General features: G+C 61.5%; 22 protein-coding genes. 13 read left to right on the forward strand and 9 right to left on the reverse strand.

Annotation, left to right across the window (positions count from 1 at the left end):
* Window positions 1-211: 211 nt before the first annotated feature.
* Both J1G37_RS01570 and rlmF read left to right on the forward strand, forming a co-directional pair.
* Window positions 212-3058 carry a valine--tRNA ligase gene (locus tag J1G37_RS01570; protein ID WP_017736175.1) on the forward strand — a complete coding sequence of 949 codons (2847 nt, stop codon included), beginning with the start codon at window positions 212-214 and terminating at the stop codon, window positions 3056-3058.
* Between the two features lie 216 nt (window positions 3059-3274).
* Complete coding sequence (rlmF, locus tag J1G37_RS01575) at window positions 3275-4294, forward strand: 23S rRNA (adenine(1618)-N(6))-methyltransferase RlmF (RefSeq protein ID WP_207039942.1); 1020 nt, start codon at window positions 3275-3277, stop codon at window positions 4292-4294.
* A gap of 64 nt (window positions 4295-4358) precedes the next feature.
* On the opposite strand, the gene J1G37_RS01580 is transcribed toward rlmF, so the two are convergent.
* Complete coding sequence (locus J1G37_RS01580) at window positions 4359-4640, reverse strand: HU family DNA-binding protein (RefSeq protein WP_017736177.1); 282 nt, start codon at window positions 4638-4640, stop codon at window positions 4359-4361.
* A gap of 395 nt (window positions 4641-5035) precedes the next feature.
* Between J1G37_RS01580 and yejK the strand changes: the two genes are divergently transcribed.
* Together yejK and J1G37_RS01590 are read left to right on the forward strand one after the other, a co-directional pair.
* Window positions 5036-6040, forward strand: coding sequence for a nucleoid-associated protein YejK (gene yejK, locus J1G37_RS01585; protein ID WP_003171997.1), 1005 nt, complete (start codon window positions 5036-5038; stop codon window positions 6038-6040).
* Window positions 6040-6390, forward strand: coding sequence for a glutaredoxin family protein (locus J1G37_RS01590; RefSeq protein ID WP_207039943.1), 351 nt, complete (start codon window positions 6040-6042; stop codon window positions 6388-6390). The genes yejK and J1G37_RS01590 overlap by 1 nt, the downstream gene beginning before the upstream one ends.
* Here J1G37_RS01590 and J1G37_RS01595 read toward each other — a convergent pair whose 3' ends face one another.
* Genes J1G37_RS01595 through J1G37_RS01615 form a run of 5 tightly spaced genes read right to left on the reverse strand, consistent with a single transcriptional unit; the run spans window position 6391 to window position 10153 of the window.
* On the reverse strand, window positions 6391-7368 hold the full coding sequence (locus J1G37_RS01595; protein ID WP_207039944.1) for a FecR family protein: 978 nt from the start codon (window positions 7366-7368) through the stop codon (window positions 6391-6393).
* A complete protein-coding gene (locus J1G37_RS01600; protein ID WP_207039945.1) occupies window positions 7365-7943 on the reverse strand; it encodes an RNA polymerase sigma factor in 579 nt (192 codons plus the stop codon). The genes J1G37_RS01595 and J1G37_RS01600 overlap by 4 nt, the downstream gene beginning before the upstream one ends.
* A 9-nt stretch (window positions 7944-7952) precedes the next feature.
* On the reverse strand, window positions 7953-8279 hold the full coding sequence (locus tag J1G37_RS01605; RefSeq protein WP_207039946.1) for a DUF3325 domain-containing protein: 327 nt from the start codon (window positions 8277-8279) through the stop codon (window positions 7953-7955).
* Window positions 8280-9854, reverse strand: a complete 1575-nt coding sequence (locus J1G37_RS01610) for a PepSY-associated TM helix domain-containing protein (protein WP_207039947.1) — start codon at window positions 9852-9854, stop codon at window positions 8280-8282.
* Window positions 9851-10153 (reverse strand): DUF3649 domain-containing protein, encoded by a 303-nt coding sequence (locus J1G37_RS01615; protein ID WP_124527349.1) that lies wholly within the window; start codon window positions 10151-10153, stop codon window positions 9851-9853. Before J1G37_RS01615 ends, J1G37_RS01610 begins: the two co-directional genes overlap by 4 nt.
* Before the next feature lie 171 nt (window positions 10154-10324).
* Here J1G37_RS01615 and J1G37_RS01620 point away from each other — a divergent pair, with 171 nt between their 5' ends.
* The 3 genes from J1G37_RS01620 (at window position 10325) to fecA (ending at window position 14178) form a co-directional block, all read left to right on the forward strand.
* Window positions 10325-10813, forward strand: coding sequence for a sigma-70 family RNA polymerase sigma factor (locus J1G37_RS01620; protein ID WP_017736184.1), 489 nt, complete (start codon window positions 10325-10327; stop codon window positions 10811-10813).
* Entirely contained in the window at window positions 10810-11751 is a 942-nt protein-coding gene (locus J1G37_RS01625; protein WP_207039948.1) for a FecR domain-containing protein, read from the forward strand. The genes J1G37_RS01620 and J1G37_RS01625 overlap by 4 nt, the downstream gene beginning before the upstream one ends.
* A gap of 90 nt (window positions 11752-11841) precedes the next feature.
* Complete coding sequence (fecA, locus tag J1G37_RS01630) at window positions 11842-14178, forward strand: TonB-dependent Fe(3+) dicitrate receptor FecA (RefSeq protein ID WP_207039949.1); 2337 nt, start codon at window positions 11842-11844, stop codon at window positions 14176-14178.
* Here the strand turns inward: fecA and J1G37_RS01635 are convergent.
* The gene (locus J1G37_RS01635; RefSeq protein WP_207039950.1) at window positions 14175-15047 is read right to left on the reverse strand and encodes a LysR family transcriptional regulator; all 873 of its coding nucleotides are present in this window, start codon (window positions 15045-15047) and stop codon (window positions 14175-14177) included. The two genes, fecA and J1G37_RS01635, sit on opposite strands and share 4 nt — an antisense overlap.
* A gap of 106 nt (window positions 15048-15153) precedes the next feature.
* Between J1G37_RS01635 and J1G37_RS01640 the strand changes: the two genes are divergently transcribed.
* Window positions 15154-16668 (forward strand): MFS transporter, encoded by a 1515-nt coding sequence (locus tag J1G37_RS01640; protein WP_207039951.1) that lies wholly within the window; start codon window positions 15154-15156, stop codon window positions 16666-16668.
* 53 nt (window positions 16669-16721) lie between these two features.
* Here J1G37_RS01640 and J1G37_RS01645 read toward each other — a convergent pair whose 3' ends face one another.
* Window positions 16722-17132, reverse strand: a complete 411-nt coding sequence (locus J1G37_RS01645) for an HPF/RaiA family ribosome-associated protein (protein ID WP_017736189.1) — start codon at window positions 17130-17132, stop codon at window positions 16722-16724.
* Window positions 17133-17344: 212 nt separating this feature from the next.
* Entirely contained in the window at window positions 17345-18292 is a 948-nt protein-coding gene (locus J1G37_RS01650) for a LysR substrate-binding domain-containing protein (protein WP_207039952.1), read from the reverse strand.
* Between the two features lie 136 nt (window positions 18293-18428).
* Here J1G37_RS01650 and J1G37_RS01655 point away from each other — a divergent pair, with 136 nt between their 5' ends.
* From J1G37_RS01655 to J1G37_RS01675, 5 genes are all read left to right on the forward strand, one after another.
* Window positions 18429-19805: an L-serine ammonia-lyase gene (locus J1G37_RS01655; RefSeq protein ID WP_207039953.1), complete on the forward strand. Its 1377-nt coding sequence runs from the start codon at window positions 18429-18431 to the stop codon at window positions 19803-19805.
* A 60-nt stretch (window positions 19806-19865) separates the two neighbouring features.
* Complete coding sequence (locus J1G37_RS01660; protein ID WP_124527357.1) at window positions 19866-21158, forward strand: serine/threonine transporter; 1293 nt, start codon at window positions 19866-19868, stop codon at window positions 21156-21158.
* Window positions 21159-21428: 270 nt separating this feature from the next.
* A complete protein-coding gene (locus J1G37_RS01665) occupies window positions 21429-21743 on the forward strand; it encodes a DUF3509 domain-containing protein (RefSeq protein WP_207039954.1) in 315 nt (104 codons plus the stop codon).
* A 68-nt stretch (window positions 21744-21811) separates the two neighbouring features.
* On the forward strand, window positions 21812-22327 hold the full coding sequence (locus tag J1G37_RS01670) for a sigma-70 family RNA polymerase sigma factor (protein ID WP_207039955.1): 516 nt from the start codon (window positions 21812-21814) through the stop codon (window positions 22325-22327).
* Window positions 22324-23295, forward strand: a complete 972-nt coding sequence (locus J1G37_RS01675; RefSeq protein WP_207039956.1) for a FecR family protein — start codon at window positions 22324-22326, stop codon at window positions 23293-23295. The genes J1G37_RS01670 and J1G37_RS01675 overlap by 4 nt, the downstream gene beginning before the upstream one ends.
* Window positions 23296-23350: the final 55 nt, after the last annotated feature.

A 23350-nucleotide genomic window follows, 5' to 3' on the forward strand; every position in this document is an offset into this window, starting at 1 on the left:
GACGGACGTAGGTCTCCTGTGGGAGCTGGCTTGCCTGCGATAGCGGTGGATCAGTCAGTGCATCAATAACTGATAGGCCGCTATCGCAGGCAAGCCAGCTCCCACATTGATTTGCATCGACCTCTAGACCGTCTTCAACTCGCCCTCCACGCCCTGCCCCGTTATACTTGCCGGCTTTCCTGAATTAATGCCAACTAGGGTCCCGCCGCGCATGGATAAGACCTACCAGCCGCACGCTATCGAAACTTCCTGGTACAACACCTGGGAATCCGAGAATTATTTCGCCCCGCAAGGCGCGGGCGATTCCTACACCATCATGATTCCGCCACCGAACGTCACTGGCAGCCTGCACATGGGCCATGGCTTCAACAATGCGATCATGGATGCGTTGATCCGTTTCCGCCGCATGCAGGGCCGCAACACCCTGTGGCAGCCAGGCACCGACCACGCCGGTATCGCCACCCAAATGCTGGTGGAACGCCAACTCGAAGCCACCGGCCAGAGCCGTCACGACCTGGGCCGCGAGAAATTCCTGGAAAAGATCTGGGAATGGAAAGACCAGTCCGGCGGCAACATCAGCCGTCAGATCCGTCGCCTGGGTTCGTCCGTAGACTGGAGCCGCGAGCGCTTCACCATGGACGACGGCCTGTCGGAAGCCGTGAAAGAAGCCTTCGTGCGCCTGCATGAAGACGGCCTGATCTACCGCGGCAAACGCCTGGTCAACTGGGACACCAAGCTGCACACGGCAATTTCCGACCTCGAAGTGGAAAACCACGACGAGAAAGGTTTCCTGTGGAATCTCAAGTATCCGCTGGCTGACGGCGCCAAGACCGCCGAGGGCAACGACTACCTGATCGTCGCCACCACCCGTCCGGAAACCATGCTCGGCGACGCCGCCGTTGCGGTGAACCCGAACGACGAACGCTACCAGGCGCTGATCGGCAAGTTCGTCGAGCTGCCGTTGGTTGGTCGCCGCATCCCGATCATCGCGGACGATTACTGCGACCCAGAATTCGGCACCGGCTGCGTGAAAATCACCCCGGCCCACGATTTCAACGACTACGAAGTCGGCAAGCGCCACAACCTGCCGCTGCTGAACATCTTCGACAAAAATGCTGCCGTACTGCCGGCCTGCCAGGTGTTCAACCTGGACGGCACGCTGAACGACAGCATCGACGGCAAGATCCCGGCCGAATACGCCGGCCTCGACCGTTTCGAAGCGCGTAAGCAGATCGTTGCGGCCTTCGACGCCGCCGGCCTGCTGGTGAGCGTTGACGACCACGGCCTGAAAGTGCCGAAGGGCGACCGTTCCGGCACCATCATCGAGCCGTGGTTGACCGACCAGTGGTACGTGTCCACCAAGCCGTTGGCCGAGCCTGCGATTGCTGCCGTTGAAGATGGCCGCATCCAGTTCGTGCCAAAACAGTACGAAAACATGTACTTCTCGTGGATGCGCGACATCCAGGATTGGTGCATCAGCCGTCAATTGTGGTGGGGCCACCGTATTCCGGCCTGGTACGACGAGTCGGGCAAGGTCTACGTAGGCCGCGACGAAGCCGAAGTGCGTGCCAAGCACAACCTCGGTGCCGACATCGCGCTGCAACAGGACAACGACGTACTGGACACCTGGTTCAGCTCGGGCCTGTGGACCTTCTCCACCCTGGGCTGGCCGCAGCAGACCGAATTCCTCAAGAAATTCCACTCCACCGACGTGCTGGTTACCGGTTTCGACATCATTTTCTTCTGGGTTGCCCGGATGATCATGCTGACCATGCACCTGGTGAAGAACGAGGACGGCACCCCGCAGGTACCGTTCAAGACCGTGTACGTGCACGGCCTGGTGCGTGATGGCCAGGGCCAGAAGATGTCCAAGTCCAAGGGCAACGTCCTCGACCCGCTGGACATCATCGACGGCATCGACCTGGAAACCCTGGTGCAAAAACGCACCTCGGGCCTGATGCAGCCGAAACTGGCGAAGAAGATCGAGAAGCAGACCCGCGACGAGTTCGCCGACGGTATCGCCAGCTATGGCACCGACGCCCTGCGCTTCACCTTCTGCTCGCTTGCGTCTACCGGTCGCGACATCAAGTTCGACATGGGCCGCGTCGAAGGCTATCGCAACTTCTGCAACAAGATCTGGAACGCCGCGCGCTACGTGCTGGACAAGGGCGAAGACTGCGGTCAGAACGGCGAAGCCTACGAGCTGTCCCTGGCCGATCGCTGGATCATCTCGCAGCTGCAACGCACCGAAGCCGAAGTGACCCGCCAGCTCGACCAGTTCCGCTTCGACCTGGCGGCACAGGCCTTGTACGAGTTCATCTGGAACCAGTATTGCGACTGGTACCTGGAGCTGTCCAAGCCAGTGCTGTGGGACGAAAACGCGCCGGTCGAACGCCAGCGCGGCACCCGTCGTACCCTGGTGCGCGTGCTGGAAGTGGCGCTGCGCCTGGCGCATCCGTTCATGCCGTTCATCACCGAAGAAATCTGGCAGCGCCTGGCGCCGCTGGCCGGCATCGAAGGCAAGACCATCATGCTGCAACCTTGGCCAGTGGCCAACGAAGCGCGCATCGATGAAGCGGCCGAAAGCGATATCGAATGGCTCAAGACCCTGATGCTCGGCACGCGCAACATCCGCGCCGAGATGAACATCGGGCCGGGCAAGCCACTGGCAGTGTTTGTGAAGAACGCCAGTGCTGAAGACCAGCGTCGCCTCACCGAGAACGATGCGCTGCTCAAGAAGCTGGCGAAGCTGGAGTCGATTACCGTATTGGCGGCCGACGCCGAAGCACCGCTGTCCGCCACCGCACTGGTTGGCGAGATGGAAGTGTTGGTGCCAATGGCCGGCCTGATCGACAAGGGCGCGGAACTGGCTCGTCTCGATAAGGAAATCGCGCGCCTGCAAGGCGAAGTGCAGCGAGTGGGCGGCAAGCTGTCCAACGCGGCGTTTGTCGACAAGGCCCCGGCCGAAGTGATCGACAAGGAACGCGCCAAGCTGGCCGAGGCTGAGCAGGCTTTGGGCAAGCTGGCGGAGCAACATGCGCGGATTTCCAGCCTGTAAGGTGGATTCCCTGTAGAAAAGAGGCCTTCGGGCCTCTTTTTTTTTTACCTTGAAAACCCAATCAATGTGGGAGCTGGCTTGCCTGCGATGCAGACAACCCGGTCCTTCAGCAGGCCAAGGTGATGCCATCGCAGGCAAGCCAGCTCCCACAGTTGACCGAGTAAGGCTCAAGATGTGTGACAATGCCCACCACTTTGAGCCAACACCAGAATCATCATGACCGCCCCCAGCACACCCAAGCCTCCGCGCAAGAAGCCTAAAACCGCCGCCACGGCCAAACCCGTCGCGCCGCGCAAAGAGGCCACGCTGCACCCGCGCAACCGCCACACAGGCCGTTACGACTTCCCGGCGCTGATCAAGACCACGCCGGAACTGGCGAAATTCGTGATCCTCAACCCGTACGGCAAAGAGAGCATCGACTTCGCCAGCCCGGATGCGGTGCGCGTGTTCAACCGGGCGTTGCTCAAGTCCTTCTATGGCATCCAGCACTGGGACATCCCGGCTGACTACCTGTGCCCACCGGTGCCAGGGCGTGCAGACTACGTGCACTTCCTCGCCGACCTGCTGGCCAGCGTCAACGACGGCAAGATCCCGCGTGGTTCCATCGTCAAGGTGCTGGATATCGGCATGGGCGCCAACTGCGTCTACCCGCTGATTGGCTATATGGAGTACCGCTGGAACTTCCTCGGCTCCGAGGTCGACCCTATTGCCGTGGCAGCTGCCAAGGCGATCGTGCAGTCCAATGACCTGAGCAAGGTCATCCAGCTACGCCAGCAGACTAACCCCAAGCAGATCCTGCTGGGCCTGTTGGAGCCTGGCGAACGCTTTGACCTGACCATGTGCAACCCGCCGTTCCATGCCTCCATGGACGAAGCCACCAAGGGCAGCGAGCGCAAATGGCGCGCCCTGGGCAAGGCTGATCCCAAGCGCAAATTGCCGGTACTGAACTTCGGCGGCCAATCGGCGGAACTGTGGTGTGAAGGCGGCGAAGCGCGGTTTGTGACGCAGCTGATCGCCGAGAGCGCGCATTTTGCCCACAAGGTGTTGTGGTTCAGCTGCCTGGTGTCAAAAGCGTCAAACCTGCCCGCGATCGAGACAGCCCTGAAAAAGGCCGGCGTGCTGGAAAGCCAAGTGGTGGAAATGTCCCAGGGGCAGAAACAAAGCCGCTTTGTCGCCTGGACCTTCCAGACCAAGAACGAGCAACAGATCTGGCGCCAGCGCTGGGTTCGCGACTGACAAATCGCAGGCAACAAAAAACCGTGCCCGGATCGCTCCGAAGCACGGTTTTTTTTGCTGCGTCTTACTTGTTAACAGCGTCGGTCAGGCCTTTGGCCACAACCAGCTTGATAACTTTCTTGGCAGCGATTTCGATGGCAGCGCCAGTCGAAGGGTTACGGCCAGTACGGGCAGGACGCTCGCTCACTTTCAGTTTGCCAACACCTGGCAGAGTGATTTCCTGAGCGTTTTCCAGCTGATCAGCAACGATCTGGGACAGTTGCTCCAGAACTGCACGCACCTGAACCTTGGTGGTGTCGGTGGATTCAGCGATATCAGCGATCAGTTGGTCTTTAGTCAAAGCCATTGTGGTGTTCCTTCCCTATCAAATTCATATGGATTGCAGAGTGCAGTGTCAGCCATCGAGCCCGACCGTCAAGGCCTGGCACCCCTGACCATAACCACGAAGTTCGGGGTTATAGATGCTTGAAACGGGGATTGGTTCGACCTGACAGATGCTGAATGCACGCTTAACGCCGAGACTTGGCGTAAGACGGGGCAAAACTAGCACAGAGACGGGGAAATATCCGCTTCTACCTACCCATTTGGTCAGCTTTATCGCTCTAAACCGTGAAAAAAAGGAATATGCCTCGTCGGAGAGCGCCAAAACGGCCTTCGGAGCGCGTCTTGCCCAATGGGTGCGGTACACTGGGCGACTTTTCGGGGAGGCCGACCGCTCCCCTTCAACCAGCCGAGAAGCCTATGCCGATCCGTCATTGCATCGTCCACCTGATCGACAAAAAACCCGACGGCACCCCCGCAGTTCTCCACGCCCGCGATTCGGAGCTGTCCGAATCGGCCGCCATCGAGAATATGCTTGCCGACCTCAACGAGAGCTACAACGCCAAGCAAGGCAAGGCCTGGGGTTTCTTCCATGCCGAGTCCGGTGCGCACCCGTTCAGTGGCTGGTTGAAGGAGTATTTCGACGGTGGCCAGGATTTCACCACCTTCAGCCGCACCGCTGTCGAGCACCTGCAGAAGCTGATGGAAGAGTCCAACCTCTCCACCGGCGGCCATGTGCTGTTTGCCCACTACCAGCAAGGCATGACCGACTACCTGGCCATCGCCCTGCTGCACCACAGCGAAGGCGTGGCGGTGACCGATGAGCTGGACGTGACCCCGTCGCGCCACCTGGACCTCGGCCAACTGCACCTGGCGGCGCGCATCAACGTGTCCGAATGGCAGAACAACAAGCAGTCCAAGCAGTACATCTCGTTTATCAAAGGCAAGAACGGCAAGAAGGTCTCGGAGTACTTCCGCGACTTTATCGGCTGCCAGGAAGGCGTCGACGGCCCAGGCGAGACCCGCACCCTGCTCAAGGCATTCAGCGACTTCGTTGAAAGCGAAGACCTGCCGGACGAATCCGCCCGCGAAAAAACCAAGACCCTGGTGGACTACGCCAGCAGCCAGGCCAAGCTCGGCGAACCGATGGGCCTGGAAGAACTGTCGGGCTTGATCGACGAAGATCGGCCTAAGGCGTTCTATGACCACATCCGCAACAAGGACTACGGCCTGTCGCCGGAGATTCCAGCGGATAAGCGCACCCTCAACCAGTTCCGCCGCTTCACCGGCCGCGCCGAAGGCTTGTCCATCAGTTTTGAAGCGCACCTGCTGGGCGACAAGATCGAATACGACGAAGCCGCAGGCACCTTGATCATCAAGGGCCTGCCGACCCAACTGACCGACCAGCTCAAGCGCCGCAACTGATGCTCGGCGGGGTCTTTAAAAAAGTCCTGCTGGTGTTGCTGGTCGTGCTGGTGATCCAGAACTGGGGCAAGATCGAGCGGGTGTTCAATCCGTCGCAGGTGGTCTCGGAGCAAGTCCGCGCTTCGGCGCGGGTGGTGCTCTATTCCACCGAATGGTGCGGGTACTGCAAGCAGATCCGCCGCTTCCTCGATCAGAAGGGCATCCCGTACCAGGCGTTCGATATCGACAAGGACGCTAAGGCGCGCAAGGCCTATGAGGCGTTGGGCGGTGGCGGGATTCCGTTTGTGGATGTGAACGGCACGTTGATTCGGGAATTCAGCCCGGAAAAAATCACGGCGGCGCTGAAGTAGTCAGCGCACCACGATCATCCGCCCGAGCACATTGTGCTGTTCAAACCCCAGCACCGCCTGCAACGCATTCAGCACTGCCTGCGGGTCTTTGCTCGGGAAGCTGCCACTGACGCGCTTGGCGCCCATGTCGTCGTTGAGCAACAGGATGCGCCCCGGGTAGTAACGTTCCAGGTCTTTGACCACATCGGCCAATGGCGCCTTGTAATAGTTGAGCCAACCGTCGCGCCAGGCCAGGCGCGATTCGCTGTCTACCGGGTGCATGGCATCGGCCACACCCTCGGCGTAGGCCACTTGCTGCCCGGCGGTAAGAATTTGCTGCTGGCCCTGTTTCGACGGCGTCACGCCAACCCGCCCCGACAACACCGTCACCTGCGCCCCCGCAGGTTGCAGGCGCACTTCGAATTGTGTGCCCAACACCCGCGCTTCACCGCTGCCCGCCTCCACGACAAAAGGTTGCCCCGTGTGGGTCACGCTGAAAAAACCCGCGCCACGGCGCAGTTGGATATGCCGCTCGCCATGGCTGAAATCCACGGCAATCGCACTGTCGGCGTCGAGGGTGACTTGGGATTGATCGGCCAGGGTGACGGTCTTCACCTCCCCCGGCGCGCTTACGTAGTCGGCGCCAAAGTCATCGACCCAACGCGAGGGCTGCCATCCTGCGCCCATGCCCACCATCAGCAGCAGGCACGCCGCCATCGCCAGGGCGCCGGACCAGCGCAGCGCCCGTGCACGCTTCGCGGTGTTCATCGCATTCAGGTAACCCTGCAACGCCAACGCCTCTTCGTCCGCAAGTTTTCGCGCAGGCACTTCACTCAATTCCCACACCACCTGGGCCTGCGAATAGGCCTCGACGTGGGCCGGGTCGGCGCGCAGCCAGTGGCTGAACGTGGCCTGGTCGCCGCTGCTGGGTTGGTCGTGCAACAGGCTCAGCCAGGCCAGCGCGGCGTGTTCCTGGTCGGGCGTGGGGGTGCGGTTCACGGTGCTTTCCCTGGCGTGCGTGGGGGCGATGGCTCACGAAGGCTGGCTTTGCAGGCTTCGAGGGCACGCATCATATGTTTTTCCACGGCACTTTGGGACAGGCCCATGGCCTTGGCGATTTCCGCGTACTTGCGGCCGTGGATGCGGTTGAGCAGGAAAATCTGCCGGGTACGCTCCGGCAGGCTGCGCAAGGCAGCTTCGACATGGCGCAAATCATTGCCCGCCTCCAACGCCGCCTGGGGTTCGCAGCCCTGGTTGCCCTGTTGTTCCGGCAGCCAGCCTTCGCTACTGCGCACCCGCGCGCCTTCGCTGCGCAAGTGATCGATGGCGATATTGCCGGCGCAGCGCAGCAGGTAGGTGCTGAGTTCTTCGACCTGCACCAGCGGGCGACGCCAGAAGCGCAGGAACAAATCCTGCACCAGGTCGGCGGCCGTGGCGCGACAGCCTACGCGCCGATTGACCAGGGCCTCCATCTGCGAACGCTGCGAGAGAAACACCTGTAGGAAATGCGCACGCCCACCCGCTGATTCAGCGCGCTGGCTGTCCTCGGACTCCGGTGGGGTGCTGATCATCATGGGCGCTGCTCAGAGGGTGGCGAAAGCAGCGACGGGGCTGGCCAGCAGGCCAACGCCTGCCAGGATCAAGGCCAACCTTGGCCGATACGGCAACAGCAACACCAGCAGCAACGCGCTGAGCATCAGCACCGCGCACCAATCCACCAGGCCCCGGCTCCAACCGCCGAGCGCCACGGCGGGCCAGATCGACAGCGTCAGCAGTAACCAGCCTGCTGCGCGCAAACCCAGGCGCCGACGGGGCGACGGCTTGCTGTGCAGCAGCTCACCGTGGTGACGGTCGGTGGACAGGCACAGCGCGGTAAACCCGGCATAGCACAGCAAGAGCGCGAGCAACATTCAGTTAGCCTCCTGCTTGAGGGTCAACGGCCGTGCGCGCTCGACCTTGGCTTGCGGCGCCACGCGGTGCTGCATCTTCCAGGCCGCCCAGGCAAGGAACACGCCGCTCGCCAGGCAGGTCAGGTCGAAGCCGGCCATGGCCCAGTCGCCCGTCGCCAATGAAACGCCCAGATGGTGCTGGGTGGTCAGCGCATTGAGCAATGGAATCGCGGCAAACAACAGCGCGCCCACACTCAATTGCTCGACCCAGCCCCGGCGGCCACGGCGCAGGATCGCGTGCAGCAGGCTCAAGCCCCAGGCGATAAAGAAGGTTTGCACTTCCCAGCCCGAGCGCTCGGCGAAGCTCACCGGCAACAGGCGGTTGGCCCAGAAGAACGCAGCAATGGCGATCATCAGCCCGGACATGCTGGCGATGTTCAGCACTTCCACCAGGCGCAGTTCAAACGGCATCACGCCGCTTTTCGCGTGCTTGAGTTGACGCTTGCCGAGCCAGATCACCAGCCCGGTGCCGATCATCGCCGTGCCCGCCAGGCCGCAGATAAAGTACAGCCAGCGCAGCACCGGGCCGGCGAAATGGCCCATGTGCAGGCCATAGAAACTGCCACCGATAATCGCCGGCAGCGATTGCCCGTCACTGCTGCGCAGCAGTTCGCCGGTGGTGCCGTTGAACGACAGGATGCTGTCGAATTCATGCACCACGTTGTCGGAACTGGCGCGAAACACATTGACCGAGGCATTCACATCACTGGGGTTGTTCACCCCCAGTCGGCCTACGTGGCCACCGTCCCACTGCGCCCGTGCCTGTTCGTACATTGGCAACAGCGGCAGCAATTGGCCCGGTTGTCCCAGCGCCGGCGCGTTATTAGTGGCAGGGAACACTTCGTTGAAAAAAGCGCGGGTATCGCCGCTGTAGGAGGCGAGGATCGGCGCCGGCATCACCATGCTCATGAAAATCACCAGGCTGCTGTAGGTGATCATCAAATGGAACGGCAACACCAGCACGCCCACCGCGTTATGCCCATCGAGCCAGGAGCGCTGGCCTTTGCGGGGGCGGAAGGTGAAGAAGTCCTTGAAGATTTTCTTGTGGGTGATGATCCCGGTGATCAACGCGACAAACATCACCATCGCGGCGATGGTGGACAGCCAGCGGCCCCAGGGGTGGGGCATTTGCAGTTGGAAGTGGAAGCGATAGAAGAAGTCGCCGCCCATGCTTTCGCGGGCCTGCACGTCCTGGCCGGTGACCGGATCGAGGGTTTTCTGGCTGAAATTGCCGCGCCGGCCGGGGTCGAGCTTGTCTTGCCACATCACCGACAAGGCCGGGTCGCGCTCGTCCGGCAGGTTGATAAACCAACGCGCGGCCTTCGGCGCCGTTTGCTGCAGGTAGGTTTGCGCGACGCTCAGGCTGCGTGCGTTGTCCAGTGGATAGGCCTGCACTTCGGGCTGCATCCAGTGGCTGATTTCTTCCTTGAAGTACGCCAAGGTGCCCGTCAGAAAAATCGCAAACAGCAGCCAGCCAAAGATCAGCCCGCTCCAGGTGTGCAACCAGGCCATGGCCTGGCGAAAGCCCTCTTTCATGTGCGCACCATCCACAAGCCCACACCCGCCAGCGTGGCAAACGCCGCGCTCGGCAGCATCACGCCAAACCAGGCACGCCAGGCCGTGCGGCAGGCAAAGCACCAGAGCACCGCCAGCAGATAGAACACAAACGAACTCATCATCCCGGTGATCACCGCGTCGGCGCGGGACGTGGGCAGCCACAGCGCCAGGCAGATGGCGGCCAGGGAGGCCATCAGGTAGCCGCCGACCACAGCCGCAAGCACCCGTGAGGTCACGGCAAGACGGTAAGCGACGGGAAGTGAGGTTTTGCTTTTCATGCAGGAGGCGCCAGGTTCATCAGCGCGCAATATTAATGATAAATATTCTCATAAGCAAAACAGAACGGATGAAACACCGCTGCTGGCGGATTGCCGAACCGTATCGGGCCGCCTACAATGCGAACAATTCTTGTTCTCTAAAGCATGCGAAATGCTTGTGGAGTGATTGCGTTGCAGCCGTCCAACACCGTCGAAGTTCTGTACAACGACCATCACCACTGGCTCACCGGCTGGTTGCGACGCAAGCTCGGCTGCCCGGAAAGTGCCGCCGACCTGGCGCAAGACACCTTCATCCGCGTGCTCACCGCCCGTGAAACGCCCACGTTGATCGAACCCCGCGCCTTCCTTACCACCGTGGCCAAGCGCGTACTGTTCAACTTCTACCGCCGCCAGGACCTGGAGCGCGCCTACCTCGACGCCCTCGCGCAGATGCCCGAACACGTGGCGCCCTCGGAAGAAGAACGCGCAATCATCCTGCAAACCCTGGTGGAGCTGGACCAATTGCTCGACGGCTTGCCCACCCAAGTCAAACGCGCCTTCCTGCTGGCCCAGCTCGACGGCCTGACCTACGCGCAAATCGGCGCGGAACTGGGCATCTCCATCGCCACCGTCAAACGCCACCTGAATAAAGCGGCCATGCGCTGCTACTTTGCCCTATGAATTTCTCCACTCAAGTCGCCGAACAAGCCGTGCATTGGTTGATGGAAATGCAGCAAGGCGCCCTCAACCCGCGCCAGCAAGCCGCCTGGCAGCACTGGCTGAATGCCCACAGTGAACACCAGCGCGCCTGGGACCATATGCAACGCGTCAACCAGCGCCTGCGCGGCATGCCCTCGCCCCTGGCCCATGCTGCGCTCAACGCGCCAACCTCCACCAGCCGGCGCCAGGCCCTCAAGCTGCTGCTGATTCTCGGCGCCGGTTCGGCCGCCGCGTGGAGCCTGCGCCAGCAACATATCCTGCCGCCGCTGACTGCCGACTACCGCAGCCCGGTGGGCCAACGGCGCAAGGTGCAACTGGCCGACGGCAGCCAGTTGCACCTCAACACCGGCAGCGCGGTGGATGTGCATTTCGATGGCCAGCAACGTTTGATCCGCCTGCTCGAAGGCGAGATCCTGCTGACCGGCGTCAAAGGTCCTGCACCGCTCAAGGTCTTGACCGGCCAAGGTCTGCTCAGCAGCCAGGCTGCACGCCTGAATGTGCGCCAGTTCAACGACCACACCCAGTTGGCGGTCCTCGACGGCCACGTTGATGTGATGCCCAACACCTACAGCGGCCTGCCGCTGAGCGTCGACGCCGCGCACCAGGTCAACTTCACCCGCAAAGGCTGGGACACCCCGCGCGCCACCGACGCCAACAGCGGCGCCTGGGCCGACGGCATGTTGGTCGCAGCCCACATGCGCCTGGAAGATTTCCTCAATGAACTGGGCCGCTATCGCCGCGGCCAGCTCAATTGCGACCCGCAAGTCGCCAACCTGTTGATCTCCGGCAGCTACCCACTGGACGACAGCGAGCGCATCCTCGACCTGCTCACCGTGAGCCTGCCGGTCAAGGTGCGGCGCTTTACCCGCTATTGGGTGACCGTCGAGGCGCGCGCCTGAAATTATTTTCAAACCCTGTGAGCCGTTTTCCACACCTCGCGTGACAGAGAAGGAAAGCCACCTTGATCCTTCCTTCTCAGGACGCTCTTCATGCCCCAGCAACCGACGCTTCTTGCCCGCTCCCTGCGCCAGCTCCTACTCGGCGCCAGCTTGAGTCTTACCGTGCTGCCTACGGTGATGGCGGCTGACGCCAAGCCCTATCACATCGCACCGACCTCGCTGGAAACCGCCCTGAACCAGTTCGGCCGCGAAGCCGGTGTGCTGATTTCCTTCGGCTCGGAAGTCACCGCGGGCATGCAGAGCCATGGCCTGTCCGGCAACTACAGCGCCGCCGAAGGCCTGCAAAAACTGCTGGAAGGCACCGGCCTGCAAGCCCGCGCCGAAGGCGACAATGCCTACAGCCTGCAGTCGGCCAATACGCCGGCGACCATCGAGTTGGGCACCTCCAGCGTGGTCGGCGACTGGCTCGGCGACGCCGCGCAAACCAACGTCTTCGAACACCCCGGCGCCCGTGACGTGATCCGCCGCGAAGAGTTCGAACGCCAGGGCGCCACCCAGGCCCGCGATGTGCTCAACCGCATCCCCGGCGTCAACGCCCCGGAAAACAACGGCACCGGCAGCCACGACATGGCGCTGAACTTCGGCATTCGCGGCCTCAACCCGCGCCTGGCGTCGCGCTCCACAGTACTGATGGACGGCATCCCGGTGCCCTTCGCGCCGTATGGCCAGCCGCAGCTGTCGTTCGCACCGATCAGCATGGGCAACATGGACGCGGTGGACGTGGTCCGCGGCGGCGGCGCCGTGCGCTACGGCCCGCAGAACGTCGGCGGCGTGGTCAACTTCGTGACCCGCGCGATCCCGGACGCGCCCACGGTCAAAGGCGGCTTCCAGACCGAAACCAGCCCGTCGTCCAGCCATGATGGCTTCAAGACTACCGGCAACCTGCTGGCCGGCGGCACTGCCGACAACGGCCTGGGCGGCGCGATCCTGTACTCCGGCACCCGTGGCGGCGACTGGCGCGAAAACAGCAATACGCGCATCGACGACCTGATCCTCAAGGGCAAATACCAGCTGGACGAAGCCAACAGCTTCAACGCCATGGCGCAGTACTACGAAGGCCAGGCGGATATGCCCGGTGGTTTGAACGTCAAGGACTACAAGGCTGATCCGTATCAGTCCACCCGTCCCTACGACAAATTCTGGGGCCGCCGTACGATGTTCAACGCCGGTTACCGCTACCAGGAAGACCGCCGCGAATTCACCGTGAACTCCTTCTTCACCACCACCCTGCGTAACGGCTACCTGGACCAGACCCGCTTCCTGTCCCTGTCGCCCCGCGAATACTGGGTGCGCGGCCTGGAAACCCGCTTTGCTCAGGGCTTCGACCTCGGCAACACCAGCCACGAAGTCGGCGTGGGCTATCGCTATATCAACGAAGCCGGCCACGAGTTGCGCTACACCACGCCGATCTCGGCCAACCAGCAGATCCCCACCACCAACAGCAAAAACGACCGCGACACCCGTGGCAGCACCGAAGCCAATGCGTTCTTTATCGACGACCGCATTGATATCGGCAAGTGGACCATCACCCCGGGCGTGCGCTACGAGATGATCAAGTCCGAGCAGACCGACCACATCAACAACCTCAACTACAAAGGCAACTACAACACCGCGTTGCCGGCGTTGAACGTGCTCTACCACCTCACCGACAACTGGAACCTCTACGCCAACACCGAAGGTTCGTTCGGCAGCGTGCAGTACAGCCAGATGGCCAAGCGCGTGCCCAAAGGCCAGGTCAAACCGGAAAAAGCCCGCACCTGGGAAATCGGCACCCGCTACGACGACGGCGCCTTGCGTGCAGAAATCGGCGCGTTCCTGATCAACTTCGACAACCAATACGAAAGCAACCAGACCGACGACTCGGTGATCGCCCGGGGTGAAACCCGCCATCAGGGCATCGAGAGCAGCATCAACTATGCCCTCGACGGCTTGAGCCCGGCCCTCGCCGGTTTTGATGTGTACGCCAGCTACGCCTACGTCGATGCGACCATCCGCGAAGACGGCCCGAACAAAGGCAACCGCGTGCCCTTCTCGTCCAAGCACAAAGGCACCCTCGGCGTGGGTTACACCGAAGGGCGCTGGAAACTCAACGTGGACAGCAGCTACCAGAGCAGTCAGTTCGCCGACAACGCCAATACCGAGCAGGAAAATGCTGACGGCAATACCGGACGTATCCCTGGCTACATGCTGTTCAGCAGCCGTGCGGCATACGACTTTGGCCCGCAGCTGTCGGATTTGAACGTCGCCGTGGGAGTGAAAAACATCTTCAACAAGCAGTACTTCACCCGCTCGTTCGACGACAACAACAAGGGCAAGTACGTCGGCGAGCCGCGCACGGTGTACGTGCAAACCTCCATCGCGTTCTAACTGCCCGCCAGGCAACTGGGGGTCGCGGCGACCAATGCGTCGATGGCGCAGCGGGTCTTGGCCGGCATATGCGGTGCGGTCGGCCAGATCACGTGGATCGGCGAAGGCTGTTCACGGTAGCCCGGCAGCACCGCCTCCAGTTGCCCACGCAGGACGTAATGGGCAATCAACCAACTCGGCAACCAGGCCAGGCCGACGCCCGCGATGGCGGCATCGGCCACGGCCTGGAGGTCGTCCAGCACCAGCGGCGCGATCAGCCGTGAGCGATGCGGGGTGTTGGTTCTGTAGGCAATCTCCCGACGGCCTGCCAGATCATCGATGGATTCGATGTGCCCCACACGTTGCAGGTACGCCGGCGCTGCGGCGAGGCCCACGGCTTGCTCCCCCAGGCGGCGGGCACTGAGACGATCGGTGTCGGGCAATGGGCCGATGCGCACGGCAATGTCGAAGCCTTCCTGCGTCAAATCGATCATACGGTCAGAGAAGCACACCTCGATCTCCAGTTCCGCATAACGATCCAGCAAGCCCCACAACGCAGGCGCCGCGTAGTGATGCCCAAATGCCAGCGGCACGCTCGCCCTCAACCGTCCGCGTGGTTGCTGGCGCCCGCTTTCCAGCACCGACTCGGCCGCCTCCAATTCCGCCAAGGCGCGCAGGCAATGCTCGTAGTACGCCTGCCCGTCTTCTGTCAGATGCTGACGACGGGTGGAACGCTGCAACAAGCGGGTACCCAACCGCGCCTCCAGGCGTGCCAAGCCTTTGCCCACCGCCGAACGGGTGAGGTTCAGGCGCTCGGCGGCTTCCGTCAGGTTGCCGCTTTCCACCACTTGCAGAAACAGTTCAACGCCATCAAAACGTGGGGTGCCCATGAGTCAATTGTCGCCCTTGATTCCCTTATCAACGGAAAACTTATCACGAATAAAGAAATGCATTCCCCTGAAAATAGCCCGACTTCACTATGACCAGGAGAATCCCATGCCACCCGCCGCCACGTTATCGGCCGCCCATCCACCCCGCGCCGCCAGAGACCGCCTCGCCCTCACTGCCGTATGCCTGGTGGCCCTGATGTTCGGCCTGGAAATCTCCAGCGTGCCGGTCATTCTGCCCACCCTCGAACAGCAACTGGGCACCGGTTTCCAGGACGCCCAATGGATCATGAATGCCTACACCCTGGCCTGCACCAGCGTACTGATGGCGGCGGGCACCTTGGCGGATCGTTTCGGCCGGCGACGCATGCTGGTGCTGTGCCTGTGGCTGTTTGGCCTGGCCTCGCTGGCCTGTGGTTTGGCCAACGATGCTTCGACGCTGATCGCCGCACGTTTCGTACAAGGTATTGGCGCCGGGGCGATGATGATCTGTCAGTTTGCGATTCTGTCGCACCAGTTCCGCGAACCGGCGACGCGCGCACGCGCCTTTGCGGTGTGGGGGGTGATCGCAGGCGTCGGGCTGGGCTTCGGGCCGATGGTCGGTGCGTTGATCCTGGCGGTGGCGGACTGGCGCTGGGTGTTTCTCGTGCATGTACCGCTGACGCTTCTTACATTGGGATTACTGCACGTCAGTGTGCAGGAGTCCCGCGACCCGGCCGGTCATCGCCTGGATATCGCCGGCATGCTGACCTTGACGCTGGCGGTGTTCGCCTTGGTGTACTTCATCACCCAAGGCAGCGAACACGGCTTCGGCACCCCGGCCATGCTGGGTTGGGCGGGCTTGTCACTGCTCGGCCTGGTGCTGTTCATGATTATCGAGAAGCGCAGCGCACACCCGATGTTTGATTTCTCGGTGTTTCGCATCCAGCGTTTCAACGGCGCCCTGATGGGTTCCATTGGCATGAACTTCAGCTTCTGGCCGTTCATGATCTACCTGCCGCTCTACTTCCAGGCCGGCCTGGGCTACGACACCCTGACCACCGGCGTCGCCCTGCTCGCCTACACCTTGCCGACCTTGCTGGTGCCGCCGCTGGCCGAACGCCTGGCCCTGCGTTATGGCGCCGAACGCATCATCCCCCTGGGGCTGGGCTTGATGGGTGCGGGGTTCTTGGGCATGGCGGCCGTCAACACTGCGGCGCAGCCGAGCATCGTGCTGGTACTGGTCAGCTGCGTGATAGCCGGCGTGGGCCTGGCGTTGACCAACTCGCCAACCACCAACACCACCACCGGCTCGGTGTCGGCCGACCGCGCGGGCATGGCCTCGGGCATCGACCTCAGCGCACGCCTGATCACCCTGGCGCTCAACATCGCGTTGATGGGGTTGGTGCTGTTGCTGGGCATCGGCCATCAACTGGCAACTATCTTGCCCGCTAGCACGGCAATGGATTGGCCCGCCATCAGCCAGGACATTGCGGCGGGCAAGCTGACGGTTTCCATGGGGCTGTCATTTGCCGAAGCCCAGGCCGCACTGCGTCAGGGCGCTGGTTGGGCAATGCTGTTCGCGGGGATGGGTGCGGGCGGGCTGGCGTTGTTGAGCGGGTACTTCTTCCGACGAAACCCCTAAACGCAAACGGGCCTGCAAATGCAGGCCCGTTTTCAGTGGGGTGGAAAATACTGTCAGCTATTGAGTGCAGCGTTTTCGTTTTCCAGGAATTCCTCTTCAAGCGCGTCATCATTCACGCTTTTGGCTGGCTGGGGTTTCGCGGCAGCGCGGGGCTTGCCTTGCAGTTTGCCAAACAGATGCTCCAGCGCGTGGTCCAGCTTGGTGGCAGCACCGTCGATCGCCTGTTCCAGGGTATCGGCCTTATGCAGTACCGAGAGCGGCTGATGGCCTTTTGGCCGTGCTTCCAGGCGGCAGCTCAAATCGTGGGGGCCGGGCTTGTCGCCGTTCTCATCCCGCAGGTAGACCTCAACGCGGGTCAGGTCCTCTTCGTAACGTTCGAGCGTGCTTTCAATGGTAGTACGTACCCACTCCTCCAGTCGGATGCTGCTTTCAATATGGTTATCGCTATTGACTTGGATTTGCATAGTTTTTCCCTTATTTCAGCTAGCTCGCGAGAGGTCACAACTGCAACACCGATGCGGTGAAACCATGACCTCTTGACTACACAATTGAGCAGTCAGCCGAACAATTCAACCCCTTTTCAAAGATAAATCCCACATTACAAATTAACCCTGACTACGATCAAAAACGCTGTTAGGGTGGGGAGTTAGTTACAACTTCCTACGCCCAGCAATCCTCACAATTGCCCGTCGCCCAACGGGTGCAAGCCGCGAAAAATTCCCGCCTCTTCCACCAGCCAATCATGCACCGCACGCACGCCCGGGTGGCTCAGCGCGCCTGGCGCATACAGCAGCACATAGCGTTTATGGTTGGGCACGGCCAGGCCGAATGGCACGATCAAGGTGCCGCGTTCCAGTTCGTCGTTGAGCAAGGTGCGTCGCGCAATGGCCACGCCCATGCCGGCGATGGCGGCTTCGATGGTCAGGTGGTTGCGGTTGAAGGTGTGCCCACGGCGCACGTCGGCTTCGTGATAGCCGATGGCATTCAGGTAGAACTCCCACTCCGCATATTCATAACTCCCACGCCAGGCGGTGATGTCGTGCAGCAGGGGAAAGTGCGCCAGATCCGCCGGACCATGCAACGGTGGCCGCCCGCGCAGCAGGCTCGGCGCGCACACCGGAAAAATCTGCTCGTCCAACAGGGCTGTGGATAACAAGCCGGGGTAGCTGCCGTCATTCAAGTCGATGGCCAGGTCGAAGTCGCCCTCGTGCAGGGCGATGCTGCTGTCTTCGGCGACCATGCGCAGTTGAATGTCCGGAAAGCGTTGCTGCAAACGCGGTAAACGCGGGGTCAGCCATTTGCCGAGAAAGGATGGGATCGAACGCAGGCGCAAGGTGCCGCTGATCATTCCCGCGTCCAAGCGCTGCAACTCGGCATCGATGCTGCCGTAAGCCTCCCCCACCGTCGCCGCCAGCCGCTGGCCTTCGGCGCTGAGCTCCACACCGCGTGCGCGGCGATGGAACAAGCGAAACCCCAGGCGCTCCTCCAACTGACGAATCTGCTGGCTCACCGCCCCCGGCGTGATGTGCAGTTCTTCGGCGCAGCGGGTGAACGACAAATGCCGCGCAGCGCAGGAGAAAACGTGCAACCAGACGTAGGTCTGGCCATGAAGGGGGCGAGCCATAGTGTTTAGTCCTGCTAAAGGGTGTCTTAGGATAATTCGTTGGTCAGTGCCAATCCAGAGGATCAGTATCGCGCCAATCCCGCTCGGCCGACAAAAAATGGCAGCGATTATCTTCCATTGCTTGTAAGGCTTTAGCATGGCTATCAGTGTTTTTGATCTATTCAAGGTGGGCATCGGCCCGTCCAGCTCCCATACCGTCGGCCCGATGCGGGCGGCGGCGACCTTTGCCCAAGCCCTGATCGACCAACAACTGCTGAGCGACACCCGCCGCGTTGAAGTGCGCCTGTACGGCTCGCTGTCCGCCACCGGGGTCGGCCATGCCACCGACCGAGCCTGTGTGATGGGCTTGATGGGCGAGTGGCCGGACCAAGTCGATCCCACATCGATCAACGCGCGTATCCAGCACCTGCGCGAATCCGGCCGGCTGTTGCTCGCAGGCCTTCAGGAAATTGCCTTCAACTGGCAAAGCGATCTCCTGCTGCTGGACGAAAGCCTGCCCTACCACCCCAACGCCATGTCCCTGCACGCCTACGGCGACAGCGGCCTGTTGAGCGAGCAAACCTATTACTCCGTAGGCGGCGGTTTCATCATCGAAGCGGCTGAGGCTGAATCCGGTATTGCGCCGACCAGCGACGTGCAATTGCCCTACGACTTTTCCAGCGCCGTGGAACTGCTGGCCCTGTGCAACAAGCATGGCCTGCGGGTTTCCGAACTGATGATGGCCAACGAGCGCGCCTGGCGCAGCGACGAACAGATCCGCAGCGGCCTGCTGCATATCTGGTCGGTGATGCGCGAGTGCGTGGAACAAGGCCTGCGCGATGAAGGCATCTTGCCGGGCGGCCTGGATGTGCCGCGCCGCGCCGCGAAATTGCACCGCAGCCTGTTGGAAATCGGCAAACCAAATGTGATCACGTCGACCTTGTCGGCAATGGAGTGGGTCAACCTGTTCGCCCTCGCCGTCAACGAAGAAAACGCCGCGGGCGGGCGCATGGTGACGGCACCGACCAATGGCGCGGCGGGGATCATCCCGGCGGTGCTGCACTACTACATGAAGTTCAACCCCGAAGCGTCGGATGACGACGTGGTCAATTTCTTCCTGGCCGCCGCCGCCGTCGGCATCCTGTGCAAGAAAAACGCCTCAATCTCCGGCGCCGAAGTGGGCTGCCAGGGCGAAGTCGGCTCGGCCTGCGCCATGGCCGCCGCCGGTTTGGCCGATGTACTCGGTGCCACCCCGGAACAACTGGAAAACGCCGCCGAAATCGGCCTGGAACACAACCTCGGCCTGACCTGCGACCCGGTCGGCGGCCTGGTGCAGGTGCCGTGCATCGAGCGCAACGCCATCGCCGCCGTCAAGGCGATCAACGCCACGCAAATGGCCCTGCGCGGTGATGGCAAGCACTTCATCTCCCTCGACCGTGTGATCCGCACCATGCGCGATACCGGCGCCGACATGCATGACAAATACAAAGAAACTTCACGGGGCGGCCTGGCCGTGAGCTGGGTGGAATGCTGAGGAGCATTCCCTGACCGTCCCAACGTGAGCCCGCGCAAAAATAATAACGAGGCAATAACGATGACCGATGTACGTACACCTGCTGCCGAAAATCCTGCTGAAACCGCAACAACGACCGTGAGCAAAGGCTGGACCAAACACGACACCACCTGGATGCTGGGCCTTTACGGCACCGCCATCGGGGCGGGCACCTTGTTCCTGCCGATCAACGCCGGTGTCGGTGGTTTCTGGCCGCTGATCGTACTGGCGCTGCTGGCCTTCCCGATGACCTTCTTCGCCCACCGTGGGCTGACGCGCTTTGTGCTGTCGGGCAAATCCGGCGACATCACCGAAGTGGTCGAAGAACACTTCGGCGTGGGTGCTGGCAAGCTGATTACCCTGCTGTATTTCTTTGCCATCTTCCCGATCCTGCTGGTGTACAGCGTGGCGCTGACCAACACCCTGAGCAGCTTCATGGAACACCAGCTGCACATCGCCCCGCCGCCCCGGGCGATCCTGTCGCTGGTGTTGATCCTCGGCCTGATGGCCATCGTGCGCTGCGGCCAGGGCGTGATCGTCAAGGCCATGAGCGTGCTGGTCTACCCGTTCGTCGCCGCCCTGCTGTTGCTGGCATTCAGCCTGATCCCCAACTGGAACGGCGCGTTCTTCGCCTCGGCCGGTGATGGCATGCCCATGCCACTGTTCTTCAAGACCCTGTGGCTGGCGATCCCGGTGATGGTGTTTTCCTTCAACCACTCGCCGATCATCTCCGCGTTCGCCGTCGATCAAAAACGCGTGTACGGCGCGCAGGCCGAGCGCAAGAGCAGCGGCATCCTTGCCACCGCCCACGGCATGATGGTGCTGACGGTGATGTTCTTCTGCTTCAGCTGCGTGCTGGCCCTGTCGCCGGCTGACCTCGCGGCCGCCAAGGCGCAGAACATTTCGATCCTGTCGTACCTGGCCAACCACTTCCAAACGCCAGTGATTGCCTACGCCGCACCGTTGATCGCGCTGGTGGCCATTACCAAATCCTTCCTTGGCCACTACATCGGCGCCAGCGAAGGTTTCCAAGGCTTGATCGTCAAATCCCTGCGCGGGCGCAACCGCTCGATGTCGGCCAAATGGCTGGAGCGTTCCACCGCGATCTTCATGGTGCTGACCTGCTGGGCCGTGGCCACCTTCAATCCAAGTATCCTGGGCATGATCGAAACCATGGGCGGGCCGATCATCGCGTGCCTGCTGTTCCTGATGCCGATGTACGCGATCCGCCGCGTGCCATCGCTGCGCCAGTATTCGGGCCAGGTGTCGAATGTGTTTGTGGTGGTGATTGGGCTGATTGCGCTGTCTGCGATCGTTTTTTCGGTATTGCCCTGAAACAACGCATAAACCTGAAGGACAACACTGAGTAAATGTGGGAGCGGGCTTGCTCGCGAATGCGGTGGATCAGTCAATGAATACTTGGCTGATGTACCGAATTCGCGAGCAAGCCCGCTCCCACATGGGGACCTCGGCGCTTGAGGGTTCGCCGTACGGCACGGCCCTTGCTGTACAGGGAATAAGGGAAATGGCCAGTGGTCAGGAAGCGCGAACTAATCCCGCCACCGGTCGTCAATGACTGCATGTTCTTATCAGGCGGTACGCACCATGGACAATCCTTTTCAGATCATCACCGACACCTTCACCCCTGAATACCGCGTCAACCTGAGCATCCAGAGGCTGGATGGCAGCATCATGCTCACCCTCTCCAACGAGGCGGGCGTGGTGGCCAAACGCATGATCAGCGCCGAGCAACGCAACGACCCGCAGCGGCTCAAACGCCTGGTGCAAAGCATCCAATTCGGCATCGCCATCGAGCAGGGCCATAGCGCCATGGAGATCCTGGCGGTGATGACCGATGGCGATCACAAACTGTTGCAGCGCCCGCCGGCGCGAGCGCTGCCCTTCAGCGTCGGGCTTTGACACACACGCTTGCAAATAAGCGACCAAACGACAAGAATGCGAACAATTACCATTAGTGTACTTGTCGCATGTCCGATCTGCGCCGTCCCTTGCAGGACCCCTTCCATCTGCTTTACGCCGAAAACCATCACTGGCTCCAGGGATGGTTGCGTCGGCGTCTGGATTGTCAGGCCGATGCCGCTGATCTGACCCACGACACTTTCCTGCGTACCCTCAAATCACCGCATTTGGGCCATATCAACGAGCCCCGCGCCTTTTTATGCCTGATTGCCAAGCGCGTACTGTGCACGTTCTGGCGTCGCCATGAGTTGGAACGGGCCTACATGGATGCTCTGGCCAGCCTGCCTGGCGAGTTCATCCCCTCTGAAGAAGAGTTCGCCCTGTTGCGCGAAGCTCTGGAAACCATCGACGCCATGCTCGACGGCCTGCCGGCACGAATACGCCACGCCTTTTTGCTCAACCGCCTGGAAGGCCTGACCCACCGCCAAATTGCCGCGCAACTGGATGTCTCCCTCGCCACGGTCGAACGCTGGATCAAACAAGCCATCACCCAGTGTTACCTGGCACAAGTGATGCGCGGATGAACCCTAGCCCTGCGCAACTGACCCCGCAGTTAAAAGAAGCCATCGACTGGATGGTGACCCTCGACTCCGGCAATGCCGACGCCCAGGTCCACAGTGCTTTCGAACGCTGGTTGGCGGCCGACCACCGAAACCAGCACGCCTGGCAAGCCCTGCAAAATGTGCTGGTCTCGCCCTTCAATCAACTGGCCCAAGGTGAACACACCGCAAAGGCTGCGAGCCGTGCACTGCGCTCATCGCGCCTGTCACCGGAGCGTCGCAAGTTGTTGCGCGATGGCACCGCGTTAGCGCTGTTTCTCGGTCTGGGCGGCGCGCTGGCGGTTCAACGGCGCCTGCCAATCGAAGGCATGTTCAGCGATTTCTACAGCGGTACCGCCGAACGCAAGCGCTTCACCCTGCCCGATGGGAGTGTGCTGATCCTCAACGCGCGCAGCATCGTAGACGTTCAATTGAGTGCCAATCTGCGCCGAGTGCAATTGAAGCAGGGTGAACTGAGCATTGAAGTCGCCAACGACCCGACACGCCCGCTCGAAGTGTGGACCGCCCAAGGCCGTGTGCGCGCCTTGGGCACACGCTTCAACGTGCGGCAAATGGACGGTGAAACCCTGGTGGGCGTGCAGCAACACAGTGTGCAGGTGCAGACCCAATTCGGCCCCCATGCCGTGGTGCAGGAAGGCTGCGCACTGCGCTTCACTCAAGCGCAGATGTTCCCACTCCCCGGTGACCAGTCGCGTGCGGACGCCTGGATCAGCGGATTGCTGGATGTTGAAAACGAATCCCTCGGTACCGTCATCGATGCCTTACGCCCTTATCGCTACGGCCTGCTGCGGGTTTCTCCAGCCGCAGCAAAACTGCGCGTATTTGGCGTTTTCAGCCTGGATGACAGCGGCCAGGCCCTGCAATCCCTCGCTGAAGTCCTGCCCATTGGCATCAATCACTATGGCCCGGTGACACTGATCGACGTGCAATAGCGTCTTTGTGCAAAAAAACTTCGATGCCGTGAGGGCTTTTTCCAACTCGCTGGAC

The sequence above is a fragment of the Pseudomonas sp. Marseille-Q1929 genome (assembly GCF_017316265.1).
Taxonomy (GTDB): Bacteria; Pseudomonadota; Gammaproteobacteria; order Pseudomonadales; family Pseudomonadaceae; genus Aquipseudomonas.